The organism is Fundidesulfovibrio putealis DSM 16056 (assembly GCF_000429325.1).
GTDB classification, from domain to species: Bacteria; Desulfobacterota; Desulfovibrionia; order Desulfovibrionales; family Desulfovibrionaceae; genus Fundidesulfovibrio; species Fundidesulfovibrio putealis.
Genome location: NZ_AUBQ01000015.1, coordinates 41,337 through 60,295, shown reverse-complemented (window position 1 = coordinate 60,295; position 18,959 = coordinate 41,337). Strand labels below are relative to the sequence as shown.

The following is an 18,959-nucleotide window of genomic DNA, read 5'->3' as shown; positions in this document are numbered from 1 at the left end:
ATGACTGCCTACTTCAAAGAGATCATAAGCGGCACATGGAGCCTGTTCGTGGGGCTCGGCATCACCATCGTGTACTTCTTCAAGCCGGTGGTCACGCTGCAATACCCCCACGAGACCGTACCCATGACCCCGCGCTACCGGGGCCACATCGACCTGGTGTGGGACGAGGTGCGCGGCACCAACAAGTGCATCGTGTGCAACGGCTGCATGAAGGCCTGCCCATCCAACTGCATCACCCTGGCCGGAGAAAAGGCCGAGGGCGGCAAGGGCAAGGTGCTCACGCAGTACACCCTGGACTTCACCAAATGCAGCCTGTGCGGCCTGTGCGTGGAGGTCTGCCCCACCGAGGCACTGGAATTCTCGAAAGAGTACAACCTGGCCGGGTTCGATGAGAAAGACTACGTGTTCGACCTGCTGAAACGGCTGGAGGCAAAGCACTCATGACGCCTTCCCTGGCATCCGCCGAGGGCCTCCTGGGCCTTCTGTTCCTGGTGTTCGTCCTGGTCACCGTGGCCGGGGCCTTGATCGCGGTCCACACGAGGCAGCTCATCCGCGCCGTTGCCGGGCTCGGCCTGTGCTTCATCGGCGTGGCCGGGCTGTACTACTCGCTGGGCAGCCCCTTCGTGGCGCTCATGCAGGTGCTCATCTACGTGGGCGCGGTGTGCGTCACCATCATCTTCGCGGTCATGCTGGCCGACCCGGTGGAAAGCCCAAGGCCCGCCAAAACCGCCGTGTTCTTCGGGGCGCTGGCCATCATCGCCAGCGGGGGCATCATCTGGGCGCTGGCGAGCCTCGGCCTGCGCACCCCCTGGAAGGAGCTGCCCGGAGCCAGCGGACAGGGCAGCGTGGACCAGCTGGGCGTCTCGCTTTTGACCAGCTACTCCATGAGCTTCGAGCTGATCTCCGTAGTGCTGCTGGTGGCCATCATCGGTTCGCTGGTGCTGGCGCGCCTGGGAAGGAGCAAGCAATGAACATCCTGACTCTCGGCAACAGCCTGGACACTTACCTGGTGATCGGGGCGGTGCTTTTCGGCATCGGGCTGTACGGCATCGTGAAGCGCCGCACCTTCATCGGCATGCTCATCTCGGCGGAGCTCATGCTCTCGGGGGCGTCGGTGAACTTCATGGCCTTCAACCGCTTCCTGGCCCCCACCCCGGTGACGGGGCAGGTGTTCACGCTGTTCATCATGGCCATCGCCGCTGCGGAAGCGGCCATCGTGCTCAGCATCATCATCGCGGTGTACCGGAACTACAGGTCGATCGAGACCAACGACGTCGTGGACCTGAAAGGGTAAAAAGGACTGGGCATGGACAGCATCGTTTCCATCAAGCCGCTGCTTGCCATATCGACCGCCTTGGCCGGGTCCTTTCTGGTCATGCTGTCCGGGCGCAAGCCAGACGTGCGCGAGTCGTGGTCGTTCATCGCGGCGGTGGTCATGTTCGGGATCATCGTCTCGATGATTCCGGCCGTGGCCCCCGCGCCTTGGGGCCAGGGGCAGACCCTGGTGTTCCACCTGTTCAAGATTCTCCCGGGCCTGAGCGTCTCTTTCCGGGCGGACGCCCTCTCCATGGTGTTCGCTGTGGCGGCGTCCTTCCTGTGGATCATCGCGGTGTCCTACTCAGCCGGATACATGCGAGGGCTGCATGAGCACGCGCAGACCCGCTTCAACGCCTGCTTCGCGCTGGCGCTGTTCGGGGCCATGGGCGTGGCCTTCTCGGACAACCTCTTCACCCTGTACCTGTTCTACGAGATCGTGAGCGTCTGCACCTACCCGCTGGTCGCCCACCACCAGGACAAGGAGAGCTACGAGGGCGCGAAGAAGTACCTGGTCTATTTGGCGGCCACGGCCAAGGGGCTGGTGCTCCCGGCCATGGTGCTCATCTACGTGCTGACCGGCACGCTGGACTTCGCCCAGGACATCCACAAGGGCATCTTCGCCCTGGGGACCAACCCCACCCTGGTGACCATCCTCTACGCCTGCTGCATCCTGGGGTTCGCCAAGAACGGCATCATGCCCTTCCACAACTGGCTGCCCGGAGCCATGGTGGCCCCTACGCCGGTCTCCGCGCTGCTGCACGCGGTGGCGGTCGTGAAGGTGGGCGTGTTCTGCACGGTGCGGGTCATGCTCTACGTGTTCGGCACGGACCTCATGAAGGAGCTCAACCTGGGCGTGCCCACGGCCTACTTCGTGTCCTTCACCATCCTCACGGCGTCCATCATCGCCCTCTCGAAAGACAACCTGAAGGCCCGGCTGGCCTACTCCACCGTGAGCCAGCTCTCCTACGTGGTGCTTGGCGTGTCGCTTCTGACCATCGACGGCATCCAGGGCGGCATCGTCCACATCGCCAACCACGCCTTCTCCAAGATCACGCTCTTCTTCTGCGCCGGCGCGATCTACGTGGCCACGCACAAGAAATCCATCTCGGAGATGGGGGGCCTGGGCAAGGCCATGCCCTTCACCTTCGCGGCCTTCGCCATCGCCTCGCTCAGCATGATCGGCGCGCCCCCGGTGGCGGGCTTCGTGACCAAGTGGAAGCTCCTGGTGGGGACCATGGCCATGCCTGACCACTCCACGGGCATCCTGCTGGTGCTTCTGGCCTCCACGCTCCTGAACGTGGCCTACTTCGCGCCGGTCACCTACAAGGCCTTCTTCGGCAAGCCCCCGGCGGGCGAGGTCTACACGGGCATCAAGGAAGCGCCGCTGGCCATGGTGGTGCCCATCATGATCGCGGCATTCATATCGTTGGCAATAGGCATCTACCCGGACTTCTTCATGGTCTTCGTCAAGGCGGTGACAGGATGATCGTTCAAGTGATCAACTTCCTCAGGGACAGGCTGCCATCAGTCATCCGCTGGTGCTACGTGGGACTCGCGGCGCTGGTGGCGTGGGACATCGCCTTCGTGGACAAGAGCCACGCCCACACCGCCATGGAAAAGCTCCCCGGCTTCTGGGCGATCTTCGGGTTCGTGGCCTGCGTGCTCATCATCGTGGTGTCCAAATGGTTCGGCCATCAGGGCATCATGACCCGCGAGGACTACTATGACGACTGAGTTCTGGTTCCACCCGTCGCTGATACTCATCATCGGAGCCGTGCTGCTGCCGCTGGTGCCAAAGGCGCTGAAAAAGGCGTTCCTGGTGGCGGTGCCCGTGCTGGCCTTCCTGGACGTCCTGTCCATGCAGGGCAACAACGGCACCTTCGGGGTGGTCCAGTTCCTGGACTGGTCCCTGACCTTTGGACGCGTGGACGCGCTGTCCATGGTGTTCGCCTACATCATGACGCTCATGTGCATCATCGGCACCATCTACGGGCTGCACGTTGAGGAGGACTTCCAGCACGTGGCCGCCTGGCTCTACGTTGCCGGGTCGCTGGGGGTCATCTTCTGCGGCGACTACCTGGTGCTCTTCCTGTTCTGGGAAGTGATGGCCTTCTCCTCGGTGTTCCTGGTGTGGTTCCGCAGGCGCAAGGAATCGCTGGCCGTGGGCTACCGCTACCTGCTGGTGCACACCGCAGGCGGGCTTCTGCTGCTGGCAGGCATGATCCTTCGTTTCAAGGCCACCGGGGGCGATCTGTCCTTCGGGCCGATCGGCGTGGACAACCCCCAATTGTACACCTACCTCATCATGGCGGGCTTCATCCTGAACGCAGCCGTGCCGCCGCTGCACGCCTGGCTGCCCGACGCCTACGGCGAAGCCACAGTCAGCGGCGCGGTGTTCATGTGCGCCTTCACCACCAAGACGGCGGTCTACGCCCTGGCTCGCGGCTTCGCGGGCATGGAAATCCTGGTGCCGCTTGGCGTGTGCATGGCCCTCTACGGCGTGGTCTACGCGGTGCTGGAGAACGACTCACGGCGACTGCTGGCCTATCACATCATAAGCCAGGTGGGGTACATGGTGGCGGGTGTGGGCATCGGCACGCAGCTGGCCATAAACGGCGCCTGCGCCCACGCCTTCGCCCACATCCTGTACAAGGGCCTTCTGTTCATGGGCTGCGGCTCGGTGCTGCACATGACCGGCAAGAGCAAATTCTCCGATCTTGGCGGCCTCTACGCCAAGATGCCCCGGACCTTCATCTTCACGCTGATAGGCGGCCTGTCCATCTCGGCCTTCCCGCTGTTCAGCGGCTTCGTCAGCAAGGCCATGATCGTGGCCGCAGGCTTCGAGGAGCACAACTACTGGGCCGCATTCCTGCTGACGCTGGCCTCAGCCGGAACATTCCTGCACACCGGCCTCAAGGTTCCGTACTTCATTTGGTTCGGCAAGAACAACTGCAGCCAGGAGACTATGCAGAAGGCCGCTGACCCGCCCATGAACATGCAGGCGGCCATGATCATCGCCTCTTTCCTGTGCATCTTCATCGGCTGCTACACGCCCTACCTGTACGACATGCTGCCCTACCCGGACGTGGCGGCCAATTATCACCCGTACACCCAGTACCACCTGTCCGAGACCCTGCAGATCCTGCTGTTCACGGCCCTTGGGTTCTTCCTGCTGATCAAGAAGCTGGCCCCCGAACCCAAGATCAGCCTGGACCTGGACTGGTTCTACCGCATGGGCGGACGCGGGTTCCTGTGGCTGGCCAAGAAGCCCATACAGGCCGCCGACAACTGGGTGAGCGAGGCCTACCGCCTCATCGGCCTGATACCGCTCATGGCCACGGCCCGGTTCTGGTCCTGGTTCGACTGGCACGGCATCGACGGCGTGGTCGACGGCCTGGCGCGCACCGTTCAAGGCATCGGCGGGCAGCTTCGCGGCCTGCAGAACGGCCAGCTTCAGTTCAACATCCTCTATGCGATGTCCCTGGTGGCCATCGTGCTCGTGATCTTCGTCTTCGTCTGATTTCAACATGGAGGATTGAGGGCATGGACTTTCTGATGCTGAACAGCTCCGGGTTCCCCATCCTGAGCACCTTGATATTCCTGCCGCTGGCCGGGGCGCTCGCGCTGCTGGCCATACCGGGAGCCAATGCCCAGCGGTATTGGACCCTCCTGGTGACCGGCGTCACGGCGGCCATTTCCCTGCCGCTCTACTCCGGGTTCGACGCGAGCACGGCCAAGTACCAGTTCGGCGAGCACATCCCCTGGATATCCTCCCTGGACATCAACTACACCCTGGGAATCGACGGCATCTCGCTGCTCCTGGTGCTCCTGACCACGCTGTTCATGCCGCTTTGCGTGCTGGGTTCCTGGAAGTACATCGAAACGCGCGTGCGGGAATTCATGATCTGCCTGCTGCTCATGGAGACCTCCATGCTGGGCGTGTTCATGGCCCTGGACTTCGTGCTGTTCTACATCCTCTGGGAGGCCATGCTCATCCCCATGTATCTGCTGATCGCAGTATGGGGCGGGCCGCGCAAGGTGTACGCGTCCATCAAGTTCTTCCTGTACACCCTGGCTGGCTCGGTGCTCCTGCTGGTGGCCATCATCGCCCTGTACATGAGCCAGGGCACCTTCAGCATCCCGGCGCTCATGGGCCAGAGCTACTCGGCCACCTTCCAGCTGCTTGTCTTCCTGGCCTTCTTCCTGGCCTTTGCCATCAAGGTGCCCATGTTCCCCTTCCACACCTGGCTCCCGGCAGCCCACGTGGAAGCGCCCACCGCGGGCAGCGTCATCCTGGCCTCGGTGCTCCTGAAGATGGGAACCTACGGCTTCCTGCGCTTCTGCCTGCCCATCACGCCCGAGGCCACCCATGTGGTGCTGCCCTACGTGCAGTGGCTCTCAGTGGCGGGCATCCTCTACGGAGGGTTCACGGCCCTGGCCCAGCAGGACATGAAGAAGCTGATCGCCTACTCCAGCGTGGGCCACATGGGGTTCGTGACGCTGGGCATCTTCGTGCTGAACCAGCGCGGCATCGAAGGCGCGATTCTTCAGATGATCAACCACGGCATCACCACCGGCGCACTCTTCTTCTGCGTGGGCATGATGTACGAGCGCACCCACAGCCGGGAGTTGGCCACGGCGGCGGGCGTGGGCAAGTTCATGCCCATCTACGTCACCTTCCTGGCATTCTTTTCGCTCTCGTCCCTTGCCTTCCCCGGCACCAACAGCTTCGTGGGCGAGTTCCTCATCCTGGCGGGCAGCTTCGCCGAAAACAAGATCCTCACCGCCTTCGCCATCCCGGGAGCCATCCTGGCCGCCGCCTACATGTTCCGCATGGTGCAGCGCGTTATCTGGGGCGGTACGGACAACCCCGAACACAAGGGCCTGATGGACCTCAACCTCCGCGAGATTCTGACCCTGGCCCCGCTCCTGGTGGGCGTGTTCTGGCTGGGGCTGGCTCCGGAGCCGGTCATGAACGTGATGCAGGCCAGCGTGGCCAACGTGCTCAAGCAGGTGGGAACCGCGTCCGGCGGCGTGGTCGCCGTGACCAGCCTGATGCCCTAATGGAAACCGAACGCTTCAGGACCTCAGAAAAGGCCGCACTATGAAGATCATGTTGTTCGCTCCCGAGATGACGCTCCTGCTGGGTGGTCTCGCGCTCTTCCTCCTGTCCATCGGGAAGAATACGGCCCGTTTGGCCCGCCCCCTGGCACTGGCCGTGGCCCTGGCAACTTTCGGGGCCAGCCTGTTCAGCCTGCGGGCGGAGGGGTTTCTGTTCTTCGACTCCTACAAGATCGACCTCTTTTCCCAGGTGCTGAAGCTGATCCTCTCCGGCGGCCTGGCCTGCGTGCTGCTCTTTGGAAAGGAGCTTAAGGACATCGCCGAGGAGATTCGCCCTGAATACTACATGTTCCTCTGCCTGAGCACGCTTGGGCTGGTCATGCTGGTCAGCAGCGTGGAACTGGTCACGCTGTTCATCGCGCTGGAGCTGTCCTCCTACTCGCTGTACCTGCTGGTTCCCATGCGGGAAGAGAGGCCGGGCCTTCGCATGCAGATGGAATCGGCCATCAAGTACATCCTGTTCGGCGTGGTGGCCACTGCGGTGATGCTTTTCGGCATGAGCTACCTGTACGGCCTCACCGGAACCACCTACTTCGCAGGCCTGATCCCCGCGCTTCGCACCATGATGGACTCCCCGGCGGCTTTGGCCGGCATCGCCATGGTCATGGGCGGCTTCTTCTTCAAGCTGGCCGTGTTCCCCTTCCACTTCTGGGTTCCCGACGTCTACCAGGGCGCGTCCAACGAGACCACGGCCTTCATCTCCTCCGTGCCCAAGGTGGCTGCCGTGGCCATGCTGATCCGCATCGCGGCCATGGCCACCTCCGAAGGCCACCACCTCACCAGCATGCTGGCCATCTTCGCGGTCCTCTCCATGTTCTACGGCAACCTGGTGGCCTTGGTGCAGACCGACATCAAGCGCATGCTGGGTTTCTCGGGCATCGCTCACGCAGGCTACGTGCTCCTGGGCATCGTGACCTTGCAGGAGGTCGGCTACGCCACCTCGCTCTATTACATCACAGGTTATCTGGCCATGAACGTGGCCGGTTTCCTGGTGATCTGCACCGTGTCCCAGAACGGCGAGAACCTTCAGATCAGCGACCTGAGCGGGCTGCACAAGCGCTCGCCGCTCATGGCCTTCACCCTGGCCGTGAGCATGTTCGCCCTGGCTGGCCTGCCGCCTTTCGCCGGGTTCATGGGCAAGTTCATGCTGCTCACAGGAGCTTACAAAGCCGGGTACCTGCCCTTGGTGATCATCGCGGCTGTAAACACCGCAATTTCCATCTATTACTATCTCTCAGTAGTCCGCGTGACCTACGCGGCTGGCGGCGACAAGACCGAGACCATCAACGCCAGCGCATCGGCCAAGGCCCTGTCCGTGGGGCTGGTGCTCTTGATTCTGGCACTGGGCTTGGCGCCGGACATGCTGATGCGGCTGGCCACCGACGCCGTGAAGAGCATTCTGTAGCGCGTGCAACGAGGGGTGGGGGAGCTGGTATTCCCCCATTTTCCCTTTACTTTTTAACCCGAACGTTCGAAATGCCGAGGAGATGATCGACTCTTGACGACTTGAAGCACGTGGTTTCACGGTTTTCGCCGTGATGAGAGCCAAACCAGTGACCTCACAAACCCCGAAAAACTTTTGCGCATGAAAACAACTGTTTTTCCTTGGTTTCCGTGAGGGGCCTCATAAAAATCACGTCAAATACCGGCCGGATCGCAATATTGTTGTTGCCTTTCAACCGGAATGCGTACAAGAGTACATAAAACTTTAACCGAGCATGGCTTCTTTGAATCATGGGCTATCTGGTTTGCTCAGATCCTAGTGATGAAACAAAACATGCCAAAAACGGGAGCAACAGCCCATGTCTAAGAAACTCTATGTTGGAAACCTTTCCTTCAGCACCTCCGAAGATGAAATCCGCAACGTGTTCTCCGCCTTCGGCGAAGTCCACAGCGTCGCTCTGATCACCGACCGCGAGACCGGCCGCCTGCGTGGCTTCGGCTTCGTGGAAATGGACGACGAAGGCGCCAAGGCCGCCATCGCCGGCATGGACGGCAAGGAGCTCGGCGGTCGTACCCTGAAGGTCAACGAGGCCCAGGACAAGCCCCGCTCCGGCGGCGGTGGCGGCGGCGGCCGTGGCGGCTACGGTGGCGGCGGCGGTCGCTGGTAGTCTGACCAGCCTCTCTGATTAGCTTCTGAGAGATCCCAGGGCCGGAACATGTTTCCGGCCCTTTTCATTTTTCCGGCCAGTTTCTGCTCATCCTGCGATTTCTGCACCTGATTGCCTGTGCAAACAGCGTTGCACTTCCAGATCATCCAATTCGCTATCCCAACCCATTCCACTCCACGGCCATAAAAAAGGCCGCCCGTTGCCGGGCGGCCTTTACCGTCACAGACTTTCGTCTGAATATTCTACCAGTCGGACTTGGTGAAGGTGTCTTCCACACCGAAGTCGACGACGGGCTCGGCAGCGGCGGCAGGAGCGCCGCCAGCGGCGGGGGCGCCACCACCGGCAACGGTCACCACGCCGTGCTTCTTCACGTCTTCGATCATCTTGAGCAGCTCATCGACCTTGCCGATGTACTCGTTGACCTTGGCCAAGGGAGCCACGAGGATCTTCTCGCTGTCCTTCTGGGAGGAATCCTCGAAACGCTTCACCGAGGCTTCAGCGGCCTTCAGCTTGGCTTCCACGTCGATCAGGGTCGCGGTCTTGGCGGCCAGTTCGGCCTTGACCTTGGCCAGCTCTTCGGCCTGGGTCACAGCGGCGGTCTTGTACTGAGCCAGCTGGGCGAACAGAGCGCTGATCTCGCCGACGGTCTCGGCGGGCAGCTTGGGCACGGAGACATTCTTGGCGGTGGAGGCCAGCTGAGCCGGGCTCATGGCGATCACTTCAGGATGCTGCTCGTAGATCCACGCCTTGGCGAGGGCGCCGGCGAAAGGAGCCAACTCCTCGTCGACGACGGTGTCGGCCATGTAGCTGACCAGCTCAACTACGCCCTTCTTCTGGCCTTCCTTGTCCACGCCCTTCAGATACGACATGAAGGTGTTCATCGGGAAAACTTTCGTCTCAGCCATCGGAGTTCCTCCTCTTAGATCTCGAAAACTTTGTCTTCAACGCGGGACAGCGGCAGACGTCCGCTCACTCGCGCATACACCAGGGCCGTAGTGCGGTACACAAGGTGCCCAAGCTTGGACCAGGGCAGGTACGCAAACAACATGAACACGGTGATCAGGTGCAGGTAGTACATCGGGTAGGCAAGCCCGGCCACGCCAGCGAGGCGCAGCAGGAAGCAGCCGGTGCCGGTGACGAACACAGCCCAGACCACGCCAAGCAGATACCAGTCGTAGAAGCTGGAGCCGGACTTCTGGGAGTCCTGGTTCAGGCGGCGACGGGTCAGCATGGTCAGGCCGTAGAGGCCGAGCACCATGCCGGCCACGGCCAGCAGCTTCACGGGGCTGTACAGCGGCATGGGCGTGTCGCCCAGCACGTGCAGCCAGTTGAACCCGGGGACCTTGGAACCCCAGTGCGACACGGCGACCACACCGGTGACGATGGCCAGGGCAACGAAGGCGAACACCAGGGTCCAGTGGCCCTTGAAGCGCTCGGTGTTGTCCTTGCCGCAGTCGTTCCACTTGCGGTGGGTGATTATCTCGTCGCGCACCACGTCGATGATGGCCTGGATGATCGTGGGCTTCTCAACTTCCTGGCCCAGCTGCCAGGTCTCGGGCAGGCTCTTGAAGGACTTCCACATGTTCATGACGCCCTTGTAGAAGCTCCATCCCATGAAGATGAAGACCAGGATGAACAGGGGGTCGATGGTGTAGTCGCCGGGGTAGAGCTTGCCGAACCTGATATCGCCTTCAGGAATGCTGAATCCGCCCTGGGTGATCAGCCAGATCACGGCAAAGAGGATAGCCGGGATGGCGATCAGCTTGGGAAGATGCTTGGAGGAGCTCATCCACTCGCCGATGCATTCCGGGCCTACCAGCTTGCGGTAGGTCATGTTGCGGATGGCGGCCAGGGTATCGCCGGGCCTCGCGCCACGGGGGCAGAGGTCCGAGCAGGTGCCGCAGTTGTGGCACAGCCACACGTCGATGTCGTTCATGAGCTTGTCTTTGAGGCCCCACTGCGCCCAGACCATCTCCTTACGGGGATAGGGGTTCTCGGGCGGGGACAGGGGGCAGGCCACGGAACAGGTCGCACACTGGTAGCACTTCTTGACCGACTCGCCACCGGCGGCCTGAAGCTCCCTGACGAAGCTCGGATCGGGTTGGATCCGGACCGGAGAAGACATAAGCAGGGCCTCCTAGTATCCTTTGAACGGGTTGGGACCCATTTTCACGATCATGTTCATGAACTGATCGATCATACCGGGCACGACATCATACTCGTCAATGGCGACCTGGAGCTGATCCACGCGCTCGGGCTCGACGCCAAGGCGCTTGAGCGACTCGGAGATGTTCTCCTTGCGGCGGTTGCACAGCTCGGAACCCTTGACGAAGTGGCACTGGTAGTCGTCGCCGTATTTGCAGCCGAGCAGCATCACGCCGTCGATGCCCTTGGACATGGCGTCGGCCACCCAGATGGCGTTGACCGAACCCAGGCAGCGCACCGGGATGACACGCACGTAGGAGCTCCAGGACTTGCCGCGAAGCGCAGCCATGTCCAGGGCCGGATAGGCGTCGTTCTCGCAGGCCAGGATCAGCACGCGGGGGCCGCCCACGTCCATCTTGGGGGGAACCTGCATCTCGCGGATCATGGTGCCGATCATGTCGATGTTGTAGTTGTCGAAGCTGATGACGCGCTCAGGACAGGCGCCCATGCAGGTGCCGCAGCGGCGGCAGCGCGTGGGGTTGGGCATCGGGGTGCCCTTGGGATCGTCGTCCAGGGCTCCGAAGGGGCATTCCTCGGTGCAGCGTTTGCACTGGGTGCAGCGCACGAAGTTGAACACCGGATAGCTGCGGTCGCCCGAGCGGGGATGCACTGCCACGCCCTTGTTGGCGCTGGAGACGCACTGGATGGCCTTGAGGGCCGCGCCCATGGCGTCGTCGGCAGAGAGGGCCAGGCCCATGGGCTGGCGCACCGCGCCTGCGGCATAGATGCCGGTGCGGCGGGTCTCGTAGGGGAAGCAGATGTAGTTGGAGTCGGCGTAGCCCTCGAAGAGGTTCAGGTCCGGGAAGGCCAGGCCCTGGCGGTATTCCAGGTTGACCACCGGGCTGTGGGCCGTGGTGGGGACCAGCGCCGTGGGCAGCACCACCAGGTCGGCCTCGATCTCGATGGACTCGCCCAGCAGGGTGTTCTCCATGGAGATGATGACCGAACCGCCGGAACCGGACTTGACGGACTTGATGTCTGCCTTGCTGAGCATGATGCCCGGCTTATCCTGGGCGGCCTTGTAGTAGCGCTCGTTGATGCCGGGGACCATCATGTGGTCGTAGAAGATGAAGGCCACGGCCTCGGGGTCCTTCTCCACCACGTAGTTGGCCTGCTTGAGGGCCACCAGGGTGCTGATCTCGGAGGACAGGGCCAGATGGCGCTGGGACTCCAGATCGCAGAAGGGAGCCGGTCCGGCCTCTTCACCTTCGGCAGGGGCGGCGGGCGGGTTCTGCGGAGCGTCGGCAGCCGCGTCGCACTCCATGACCACGTCCGAGGGACAGGACACGGTGGAGCAGGCGGCGGTGTTCAGCAGGAAGGCCACGCTGCGGGGAGCCTTGCCGTCCGAGGGACGGGTGATGCAGCCGCCCTTGGCCATCTTCTCGAGCTCGGCGGTGGTGATCACGTTCTTGATCTCGCCGTAGCCCAGGGGCGCCAGGTACTTGGTGTCGCCCGCGTCCCAGCCGGTGGCCAGGACCATGGAACCGATGTCCAGGGTCTGCCCGTTGGACAGCTGGGCCTTGTACTGGCCCGGTGCGCCGGAGAACTTCTCCAGGCTGGTGCCGGTGAAGATGGTCACCTTCTTGCTGGCGTTCACCTGGGAGATGAGCTTGTCCAGCCCGGTCTCATGGGCTTCGGTGTAGGGGTGGCTCAGGGGGAACGTCTTGTAGAAGTTCACCACCTTGCCGCCCAGGGTGTCGCTCTTTTCGACCAGGACAACCTCATATCCCAGGGACGCGGCCGCGTTGGCGGCGTTCAGTCCGGTCCAGCCGCCGCCCAGGACCAGAATGGTCTTGAAGGTCTCGGCGACTTCGGGGTTGGGGATGTTGGACTTGGTGAGCTTCACCACGCCCATGAGCGAGTATTCGTTGCAGATGATCTGCAGGTCGTTGATGCCCTTGGCCATCTCGATGACGCCGGTTTCCTTGTCGAAGGACCAGACGCCCTGCTCGCGCAGGTTCACGCGTTCCACCTGGACGGTGTCGCCGAAGGCGAACACATCCCACTTGGAGCGCGGGGAACATGCGCACAGACACACGCCGTCCAGCCCCGCCTCGGCGATGTCGGCCTCAATGGCCGCCTTGCCTTCAGGGGAGCAGAGCACGGGGTGGGTTTTGATGACCGGGCACTGCGGCTGGTACTTGTTCTTTACCGCGGTGCACACTGCGTCCAGATCGACGGCTTCGGCCAGGCCGCAGCCGCCGCAGACGTACACGCCTATTTTCTCGGCCATGAATCCTTACCTCCCCGCAACCGTTTGTATGGCCTTGAGCGCCGCGCCCGTGGCCGCCTGGGCCGAGCGCATCACGTCCAAGGGCAACTTGGCGCAGCCCGTGGCGATCACGCCGGAGTCGGGCGAGCCGATGAAAAAGCCTTCCTCATCCCTGGGCGTGTTGACGGCCACAGCCTCGCCAGCCGTGGAAGGCTGCATGCCGGTAGCCAGAACCACCAGATCGAACTCTTCCACGTTCTTGATGCCGGTATCCACGTTCTCGACCGTGGCCAGCACCTTGCCGGAAGCGGATTCGGTCAGCTCGGCGACCTTGCCCTTGACCAGCGTAAGCTTGTCGTCGGCGGAGACCTTTTCCAGGAACTTCTGGTAGCGGCCGGGGGTGCGCAGGTCGATGTAGTAGATGGTGACCAGCGCCTCGGGCACGCGCTCGCGCACATAGGTGGCCTGCTTGAGGCTGGCCATGCAGCAGATGTACGAGCAGTAGTTCAGGTGGTTCTCGTCGCGCGAACCGGCGCACTGCACGAAGGCGATGCGCTTGGGAGCGGCCTTGTCGGAAGGCCGGAGCAGCAGGCCGCCGGTGGGCCCGTTGGGGGCGCACAGGCGTTCCATCTGCATGTTGGAGATCACGTTCTTCAGCTTGCCCGCGCCCAGGTTCTCGAGCTTGGACATGTCGTAGGGCTTCCAGCCGGTCGCCTCGACCACCGCGCCGACCTTGAAGGTCTGGGTGCGCTCCTGGTCGGCGAGATCGATCGCGCCGTACTTGCAGGACGCCTCGATCTTCTTGGCCTCGGCTTCGGAGCAGCGGTTCTTCTCGAACACGTAGCGCATGGGGAATGCGAACAGGTTCGGCCTGAAGGCCACCTTGCGCTGTCCCATGCCCAGGTCGAACTCGCAGGGGACCTTGGTCTCTGCGGCTTCGGCGCAGGCGTTGCATCCCGTGCACTTCTCGTTGACGAAGCGGGGCTTGATGGACAGGGTCACGTCGAAATTCCCGGCCTGGCCGGAAACCTTGGTGACCTGCGCCATGGTGATCACCTTGACGTTAGGATTGCTGCGGATGCGCTGGAACTGAATCTCCAGCCCGCACGAGGGGGGGCAGAGCTTGGGGAAATATTGGTTGAGCTGCGCCACCCGCCCCCCAAGATAGGGATTTTTCTCCACGAGGATAACCTCGTAGCCCATTTCGGCGGCCTCCAGGGCAGCGGTGATACCGCTGAATCCCCCGCCGACCACCAGTATCGCGTTGCCAGACATTGACACCTCCCTGCTCGGATTTGACCTTTCACGGTCAAACGGCCTGATCCGGGACGCCTAGCCCGGTGCGCCCCGGATCAGACCGTTTGGGACAAACGGCCGGTTTCCGGCTTGAAAAAACGGCCGCGGGCAGATGCCCGCGGCCGCGCTTGGTCCGACTTACTCGGTCGGGATGATCTGAACGTAGGGGCGCTTGAAGACCTTGGTCTCCTTGGTGACCGGATCGTACTTCGAGTTCACGAAGCAGTGCCACTTGGAGTCGTCCAGGCCCGGGAAGTCGCCACGGTAGTAGAAGCCGGGGTAACGGGACTCTTCACGGAAGGCGATGTGCTGCATGTGCAGGCGCACGGTCCACAGACGGTGGAACTGCTCCCAGCAGCGCATCAGTTCGTGCAGGTCGCGGGCGGCCAGCTTCTTGGAGTCCTCTTCCATCATGGCCAGCAGCTTGAAGCCGGTGTCCAGGAGGGATTTGGAGGTGGTGTACAGGGTGCCAACGCCTCCGCCGTATTCATCGGTGCACTTGATGAGGCGCATCATGAAGTTCTTGGGCGAGATGAAGTTGGGGTTCACAACGGGGTCGGTGGAGACGCCCTTGAACTGCTCGAAGGTGTACCAGGGCTGGTAGATCTCTTTCTTCAGGTCGTCAGCCTTCTCGGCGATCGTGGGGACGTAGTCCTTGTGATCGACGCACCAGCGGACCATCTGCTTGCCGACGATGCGGCCTTCAGCGTGGGAGCCGGAGGAGAACTTGTGACCGGAAGCGCCGACGCCGTCAGCGCAGGTCCAGAGACCCATGACGGTGGTCATGCGGTTGTAGACCTTGCCGTTGTCGGCGCGGACCTTGTACTCTTCGGGAACCCAAGCTTCGTCGGGACCGGAAGCCCAGATGCCGCAGCAGCCGGAGTGCGAGCCGAGCAGGTAAGGCTCGGTGGGCATGATCTCGGAGCCGGACTTCTCAGGCTCGATGTTCATGCAGGCCCACAGGTTGGCCTGGCCGACGCACATGTCGAGGAAGTCTTCCCAAGCCTCGGACTCCAGGTGCTTCTGCTGCTCGGGAGTCATGGTGGCGAAGGTAGCCTGCAGGGCGCCAGCGGTGTCCATGTAGATGGGACCGCGACCGGCGCGCATTTCAGCCAGCATCATGTGGTTGCGCAGGCAGGTCGGGATGACGTGGCCCTTGGCGTAACCGCGATCTTCGTAGGGCTTCAGCATTGCACGGTTGGTGGTGCAATAGTCTTCGCCCTTGGAGTTGGTGGCCTTGGCCTTGAAGAGCAGGAACCAGGCGCCGACCGGTCCGTAACCGTCCTTGAAGCGGGCGGGGACGAAGCGGTTTTCCATCATGGTCATCTCAGCACCGGCCTGAGCGCACATGGTGTAGGTGGAACCGGCGTTCCAAACGGGGTACCAGGCGCGGCCGAGGCCTTCACCGGTGGAGCGGGGCTTGTACACGTTCACCGCGCCGCCGCAGGCTACGACCATGGCGTTGCAGGAGAAGATGTAGACCTTGTTCTCGCGGGTGGAGAAGCCAACGGCGCCAGCGACGCGGTTGGGGATCTTGGCGTCCATGATCATCTTCACGATGAACACGCGCTCGATGTAGCGATCCTGGCCCAGGGCATTCTTGGCGGCTTCGGCCACGATGCACTTGTAGGACTCGCCGTTGATCATGATCTGCCAGCGGCCGGAGCGGACCGGGTCGGCGCCGGTGCGCAGGGACTTGCCGGCGGCCTTGGCCTGAGCGCCGTCCAGGTTGTGGCCGTGCTCGTCCTTGATCCAGCAGGGCAGGCCCCACTCTTCGAACAGGTGGACGGAGTCGTCAACGTGACGGCCCAGGTCGAAGATCAGGTCTTCGCGGACGAGGCCCATCAGGTCGGTGCGAACCATGCGGACGTAGTCGTCGGCGTTGTTCTTGCCCAGGTAGGTGTTGATGGCCGAGAGGCCCTGGGCGACGGCGCCGGAACGCTCGAGGGAGGCCTTGTCGACGAGAAGCAGCTTCAGGTCGGGGGCGTACTTGTCGGCCCAACGGACGGCCTCGAAGGCCACGCCGCAGTTACCCATACCACCGCCGACCATCAGGATGTCGACATGCTGCTGAATGACTTCGGGTTCAGCCAGAGCGACGCCCTTCGCGTCCTCTTTCATGGGAATACGGGGCATTTGTGTGCTCCTTTTATCTTCTGTGTCGTGAGTTCACGCAAACGCTTCTGCTTACTTGCAGAAACCATCCAGCCAGCACTGCACGGTGTCGCCCTCGGTGACTTCGGACTTCTTCATGGAAGTAGCCTGAGGAACCATAAGGGAACCGGTCTCCGTGAAGAGCAACTCGTCATCCAAGCTGCCGGGCTCGGGCTTGCCTTCGAAGGGCTTGATGGAGCCTTCGGGGGTGGTCCGGATGGGGAACTTGAAGCGCTTGACGTTGCCGTTGCGGAACTTCACGGTCCACATGATGGAGTCGGCCGAGCGCATGGGGATGGAGGTGCCGCCCATGGGAGCGAAGTCGGCGTAGGGCCTGGCCTCGATGGCGCCCTGAGGGCAGATCTTGACGCAGGAGTAGCACTCCCAGCAAGCCTCGGGCTCCTGGTTGTAGGCCTTCATTTCGGCCGGGTCGAGGATCATCAGGTCGTTGGGGCAAATGTACATGCAGGCGGTCTTCTCGCCGCCCTTGCATCCGTCACATTTGCTGGGATCGACAAAGGTAGGCATACCACGTCCTCCACGCTAGTTTTGATGGTTGACTTCTTTTCACCCACTCCACAAACAAAACACGCAGCCCAAAAACACGCAGCCTATACCCCGAGAGGGAACAAGACACCCGGCCATCGACTCTCGACGAGGGCCGGGAAGGCAGATCATTCCGGGCTAGGCGCGGACACGGCGAACATGGGAGGAACGCACTCGGGAAGAAATTCACATCCCACTACGATTCCCCTGCAATCCACCGTTAACCTCCAGAAGTCAGCCGCCATTCCGACGGCTTGTGATGAATGTAACGAGACGACCCGGCTCCGTCAAGCCGAAAGTGAAATTTATTACAAAGAAACTAAGCGACTGAAATATATAGAATAAATATGGGCCGCCAGCCGCATATAATCAGACAAGGGTATCCGCCCGGATCGTCTACCATGCTCTTGGCGTAGTGGCAAGGGATTACTCCCCGTTCGCCTTTGCTTCTTGCCTTCCTCACCGATTGCCGCCATAGTTCCCTTGTGAACGCCCACCACAAGCAGTCCGCCGACTGCGACGCGCACTTCCAGGCCATCCTGGCGGCCGCTGTCGAAGCCATCGTCATCATCGACCATTCCTGCCGCATCCAGGCGTTTTCCGACGCTGCCCAGAAGCTGTTCGGCTATTCCAGACAGGAAGTCCTCGGCCAGAACGTCAGCATGCTCATGCCCGAGCCCTTCCGCTCCAGTCACGACGCCTGGGTCGCCCGCCACCTCGCCACCGGCGAAAGGCGCATCATCGGCACGGGCCGAGAAGTGACCGCCCGGCGAAAAGACGGCAGCGTGTTCCCGGTCTATCTGTCCGTGGGCGAAGGCAAGTCCGCCGAGGGCGGTTTCTTCGTGGGCATCCTGCACGACCTGACCCGGGAAAAGGCCGCCTTCCGCCGGGTTCAGCAGCTGGCCGCCATCGTCGATTCCACCGGAGACGCGGTGCTGGGCAAGACCCTGGACGGCGTGGTGACCTACTGGAACAGGGGCGCCGAGGAACTCTACGGCTACTCAGCCGAGGAAGCCATCGGTCGCCACGTGTCCGAGCTGATCGTCCCCCTGGAAAAGCTGGAGGAGCTCGACTCCATCGCGGCGCGCATCCGCCACGGCGAGAACGTGGCCCGCGTGGAGACCGAACGCCACGACAAATCCGGCAGACGCCTCATCGTATCCCTGACCATCTCGCCCATCCTGGACGCCGACGGCAACGTGACCGGGGCCTCTGCCATCGCCCGCGACATAACCGCACGTCGGACCGCCGAGCGCGCCCAGGCCGACGCGCGCCGCGCCGCCGAGGAATCCAACCGGGTCAAGACAGATTTTTTGAGCATCGTCTCCCACGAGCTGCGCACGCCGCTCACCATCATACTGGGCAACATTTCTCTCCTGACCGACCACGAGCACATGCCCGACCCCGCCGAAGCAGCAGGCATCGCCCAGGACATCGAGGACAGCGCCAACCGCCTGCTGGCCCTGATTAACGACCTGCTGGACATCTCCGACATGGAGGCCGGCGAGGCGCGGCTTCGCCTGGCGCCCATGCAGGCCGAGGAGCTGGTGCTGGAGGTGGCCCAGGCCGCCGACGTCATGGCAGCGCCCAAAGGCCTGGAGGTGGAGTTCTATACCGAGCCGCTGGCGCTCATGGCTGATCCCCTGCGGCTCAAGCAGGCGCTCATCAACCTTGTGGACAACGCCGTGAAGTTCACCCAGTCCGGCACCATCACCGTGGGAGTCAGCCGCGCAGGCGAGAGCGCCCTGTTCGAGGTGCGCGACACCGGGCCGGGCATCCCGGAAGTGGAAACCGGGCGAATCTTCGACGCCTTCCACCAGGCCGACACTTCAAGCACCCGCACGGCGCAGGGAACAGGCCTCGGACTGACCATAGTCCGCCGTATCGTCGAACTGCACGGCGGCGTTCTCAGCGTGGAAAGCGAACCGGGCAAGGGCAGCATCTTCTACATCGCCATCCCCCTCAACGAAGACGCCACAGACCTGCACGACTGACCA

16 protein-coding genes are annotated in these 18,959 nt (G+C 62.5%); 10 read left to right on the top strand and 6 right to left on the bottom strand.

Going from position 1 to position 18,959, the window contains the following annotated elements; all coding sequences use genetic code 11:
* From G453_RS0112770 to G453_RS0112730, 9 genes are all read left to right on the top strand, one after another.
* Entirely contained in the window at positions 1-444 is a 444-nt protein-coding gene (locus G453_RS0112770) for a NuoI/complex I 23 kDa subunit family protein (protein ID WP_027191392.1), read from the top strand.
* Positions 441-971, top strand: a complete 531-nt coding sequence (locus tag G453_RS0112765; protein WP_027191391.1) for an NADH-quinone oxidoreductase subunit J family protein — start codon at positions 441-443, stop codon at positions 969-971. Before G453_RS0112770 ends, G453_RS0112765 begins: the two co-directional genes overlap by 4 nt.
* A complete protein-coding gene (gene nuoK / locus G453_RS0112760; RefSeq protein WP_027191390.1) occupies positions 968-1,294 on the top strand; it encodes an NADH-quinone oxidoreductase subunit NuoK in 327 nt (108 codons plus the stop codon). Before G453_RS0112765 ends, nuoK begins: the two co-directional genes overlap by 4 nt.
* 12 nt (positions 1,295-1,306) lie before the next feature.
* Entirely contained in the window at positions 1,307-2,803 is a 1,497-nt protein-coding gene (locus G453_RS0112755; RefSeq protein ID WP_027191389.1) for a monovalent cation/H+ antiporter subunit D family protein, read from the top strand.
* Entirely contained in the window at positions 2,800-3,051 is a 252-nt protein-coding gene (locus tag G453_RS0112750; RefSeq protein ID WP_027191388.1) for a hypothetical protein, read from the top strand. Before G453_RS0112755 ends, G453_RS0112750 begins: the two co-directional genes overlap by 4 nt.
* Positions 3,041-4,837 carry a Na(+)/H(+) antiporter subunit D gene (locus G453_RS0112745; protein WP_027191387.1) on the top strand — a complete coding sequence of 599 codons (1,797 nt, stop codon included), beginning with the start codon at positions 3,041-3,043 and terminating at the stop codon, positions 4,835-4,837. The genes G453_RS0112750 and G453_RS0112745 overlap by 11 nt, the downstream gene beginning before the upstream one ends.
* Positions 4,838-4,860: 23 nt before the next feature.
* A complete protein-coding gene (locus G453_RS0112740; protein ID WP_027191386.1) occupies positions 4,861-6,381 on the top strand; it encodes an NADH-quinone oxidoreductase subunit M in 1,521 nt (506 codons plus the stop codon).
* A 40-nt stretch (positions 6,382-6,421) separates the two neighbouring features.
* Positions 6,422-7,843: an NADH-quinone oxidoreductase subunit N gene (locus G453_RS0112735; protein WP_027191385.1), complete on the top strand. Its 1,422-nt coding sequence runs from the start codon at positions 6,422-6,424 to the stop codon at positions 7,841-7,843.
* Positions 7,844-8,240: 397 nt separating this feature from the next.
* Complete coding sequence (locus tag G453_RS0112730) at positions 8,241-8,549, top strand: RNA recognition motif domain-containing protein (RefSeq protein ID WP_027191384.1); 309 nt, start codon at positions 8,241-8,243, stop codon at positions 8,547-8,549.
* 242 nt (positions 8,550-8,791) lie between these two features.
* On the opposite strand, the gene G453_RS0112725 is transcribed toward G453_RS0112730, so the two are convergent.
* The 6 genes from G453_RS0112725 to aprB form a co-directional block, all read right to left on the bottom strand.
* Positions 8,792-9,454, bottom strand: a complete 663-nt coding sequence (locus G453_RS0112725) for a hypothetical protein (RefSeq protein ID WP_027191383.1) — start codon at positions 9,452-9,454, stop codon at positions 8,792-8,794.
* Positions 9,455-9,468: 14 nt separating this feature from the next.
* The gene (gene qmoC / locus G453_RS0112720; protein WP_027191382.1) at positions 9,469-10,674 is read right to left on the bottom strand and encodes a quinone-interacting membrane-bound oxidoreductase complex subunit QmoC; all 1,206 of its coding nucleotides are present in this window, start codon (positions 10,672-10,674) and stop codon (positions 9,469-9,471) included.
* Between the two features lie 12 nt (positions 10,675-10,686).
* Positions 10,687-12,987, bottom strand: coding sequence for a hydrogenase iron-sulfur subunit (locus tag G453_RS0112715; protein ID WP_027191381.1), 2,301 nt, complete (start codon positions 12,985-12,987; stop codon positions 10,687-10,689).
* A gap of 6 nt (positions 12,988-12,993) precedes the next feature.
* A complete protein-coding gene (locus G453_RS0112710; protein ID WP_027191380.1) occupies positions 12,994-14,241 on the bottom strand; it encodes a CoB--CoM heterodisulfide reductase iron-sulfur subunit A family protein in 1,248 nt (415 codons plus the stop codon).
* 159 nt (positions 14,242-14,400) lie between these two features.
* The gene (gene aprA / locus G453_RS0112705) at positions 14,401-16,398 is read right to left on the bottom strand and encodes an adenylyl-sulfate reductase subunit alpha (protein ID WP_027191379.1); all 1,998 of its coding nucleotides are present in this window, start codon (positions 16,396-16,398) and stop codon (positions 14,401-14,403) included.
* Between the two features lie 51 nt (positions 16,399-16,449).
* Complete coding sequence (gene aprB / locus G453_RS0112700; protein ID WP_027191378.1) at positions 16,450-16,944, bottom strand: adenylyl-sulfate reductase subunit beta; 495 nt, start codon at positions 16,942-16,944, stop codon at positions 16,450-16,452.
* A 503-nt stretch (positions 16,945-17,447) separates the two neighbouring features.
* On the opposite strand from aprB, the gene G453_RS23860 reads away from it, so the two are divergent.
* Positions 17,448-18,956: a sensor histidine kinase gene (locus G453_RS23860; protein WP_156920905.1), complete on the top strand. Its 1,509-nt coding sequence runs from the start codon at positions 17,448-17,450 to the stop codon at positions 18,954-18,956.
* Positions 18,957-18,959: the final 3 nt, after the last annotated feature.

Excerpts from the sequence above, each read along its gene's own strand:
- G453_RS0112770 (WP_027191392.1), top strand. The coding sequence starts at position 1 with ATGACTGCCTACTTCAAAGAGATCATAAGCGGCACATGGAGCCTGTTC.
- G453_RS0112765 (WP_027191391.1), top strand. The coding sequence starts at position 441 with ATGACGCCTTCCCTGGCATCCGCCGAGGGCCTCCTGGGCCTTCTGTTC.
- nuoK (WP_027191390.1), top strand. The coding sequence starts at position 968 with ATGAACATCCTGACTCTCGGCAACAGCCTGGACACTTACCTGGTGATC.
- G453_RS0112755 (WP_027191389.1), top strand. The coding sequence starts at position 1,307 with ATGGACAGCATCGTTTCCATCAAGCCGCTGCTTGCCATATCGACCGCC.
- G453_RS0112750 (WP_027191388.1), top strand. The coding sequence starts at position 2,800 with ATGATCGTTCAAGTGATCAACTTCCTCAGGGACAGGCTGCCATCAGTC.
- G453_RS0112745 (WP_027191387.1), top strand. The coding sequence starts at position 3,041 with ATGACGACTGAGTTCTGGTTCCACCCGTCGCTGATACTCATCATCGGA.
- G453_RS0112740 (WP_027191386.1), top strand. The coding sequence starts at position 4,861 with ATGGACTTTCTGATGCTGAACAGCTCCGGGTTCCCCATCCTGAGCACC.
- G453_RS0112735 (WP_027191385.1), top strand. The coding sequence starts at position 6,422 with ATGAAGATCATGTTGTTCGCTCCCGAGATGACGCTCCTGCTGGGTGGT.
- G453_RS0112730 (WP_027191384.1), top strand. The coding sequence starts at position 8,241 with ATGTCTAAGAAACTCTATGTTGGAAACCTTTCCTTCAGCACCTCCGAA.
- G453_RS0112725 (WP_027191383.1), bottom strand. The coding sequence starts at position 9,454 with ATGGCTGAGACGAAAGTTTTCCCGATGAACACCTTCATGTCGTATCTG.
- qmoC (WP_027191382.1), bottom strand. The coding sequence starts at position 10,674 with ATGTCTTCTCCGGTCCGGATCCAACCCGATCCGAGCTTCGTCAGGGAG.
- G453_RS0112715 (WP_027191381.1), bottom strand. The coding sequence starts at position 12,987 with ATGGCCGAGAAAATAGGCGTGTACGTCTGCGGCGGCTGCGGCCTGGCC.
- G453_RS0112710 (WP_027191380.1), bottom strand. The coding sequence starts at position 14,241 with ATGTCTGGCAACGCGATACTGGTGGTCGGCGGGGGATTCAGCGGTATC.
- aprA (WP_027191379.1), bottom strand. The coding sequence starts at position 16,398 with ATGCCCCGTATTCCCATGAAAGAGGACGCGAAGGGCGTCGCTCTGGCT.
- aprB (WP_027191378.1), bottom strand. The coding sequence starts at position 16,944 with ATGCCTACCTTTGTCGATCCCAGCAAATGTGACGGATGCAAGGGCGGC.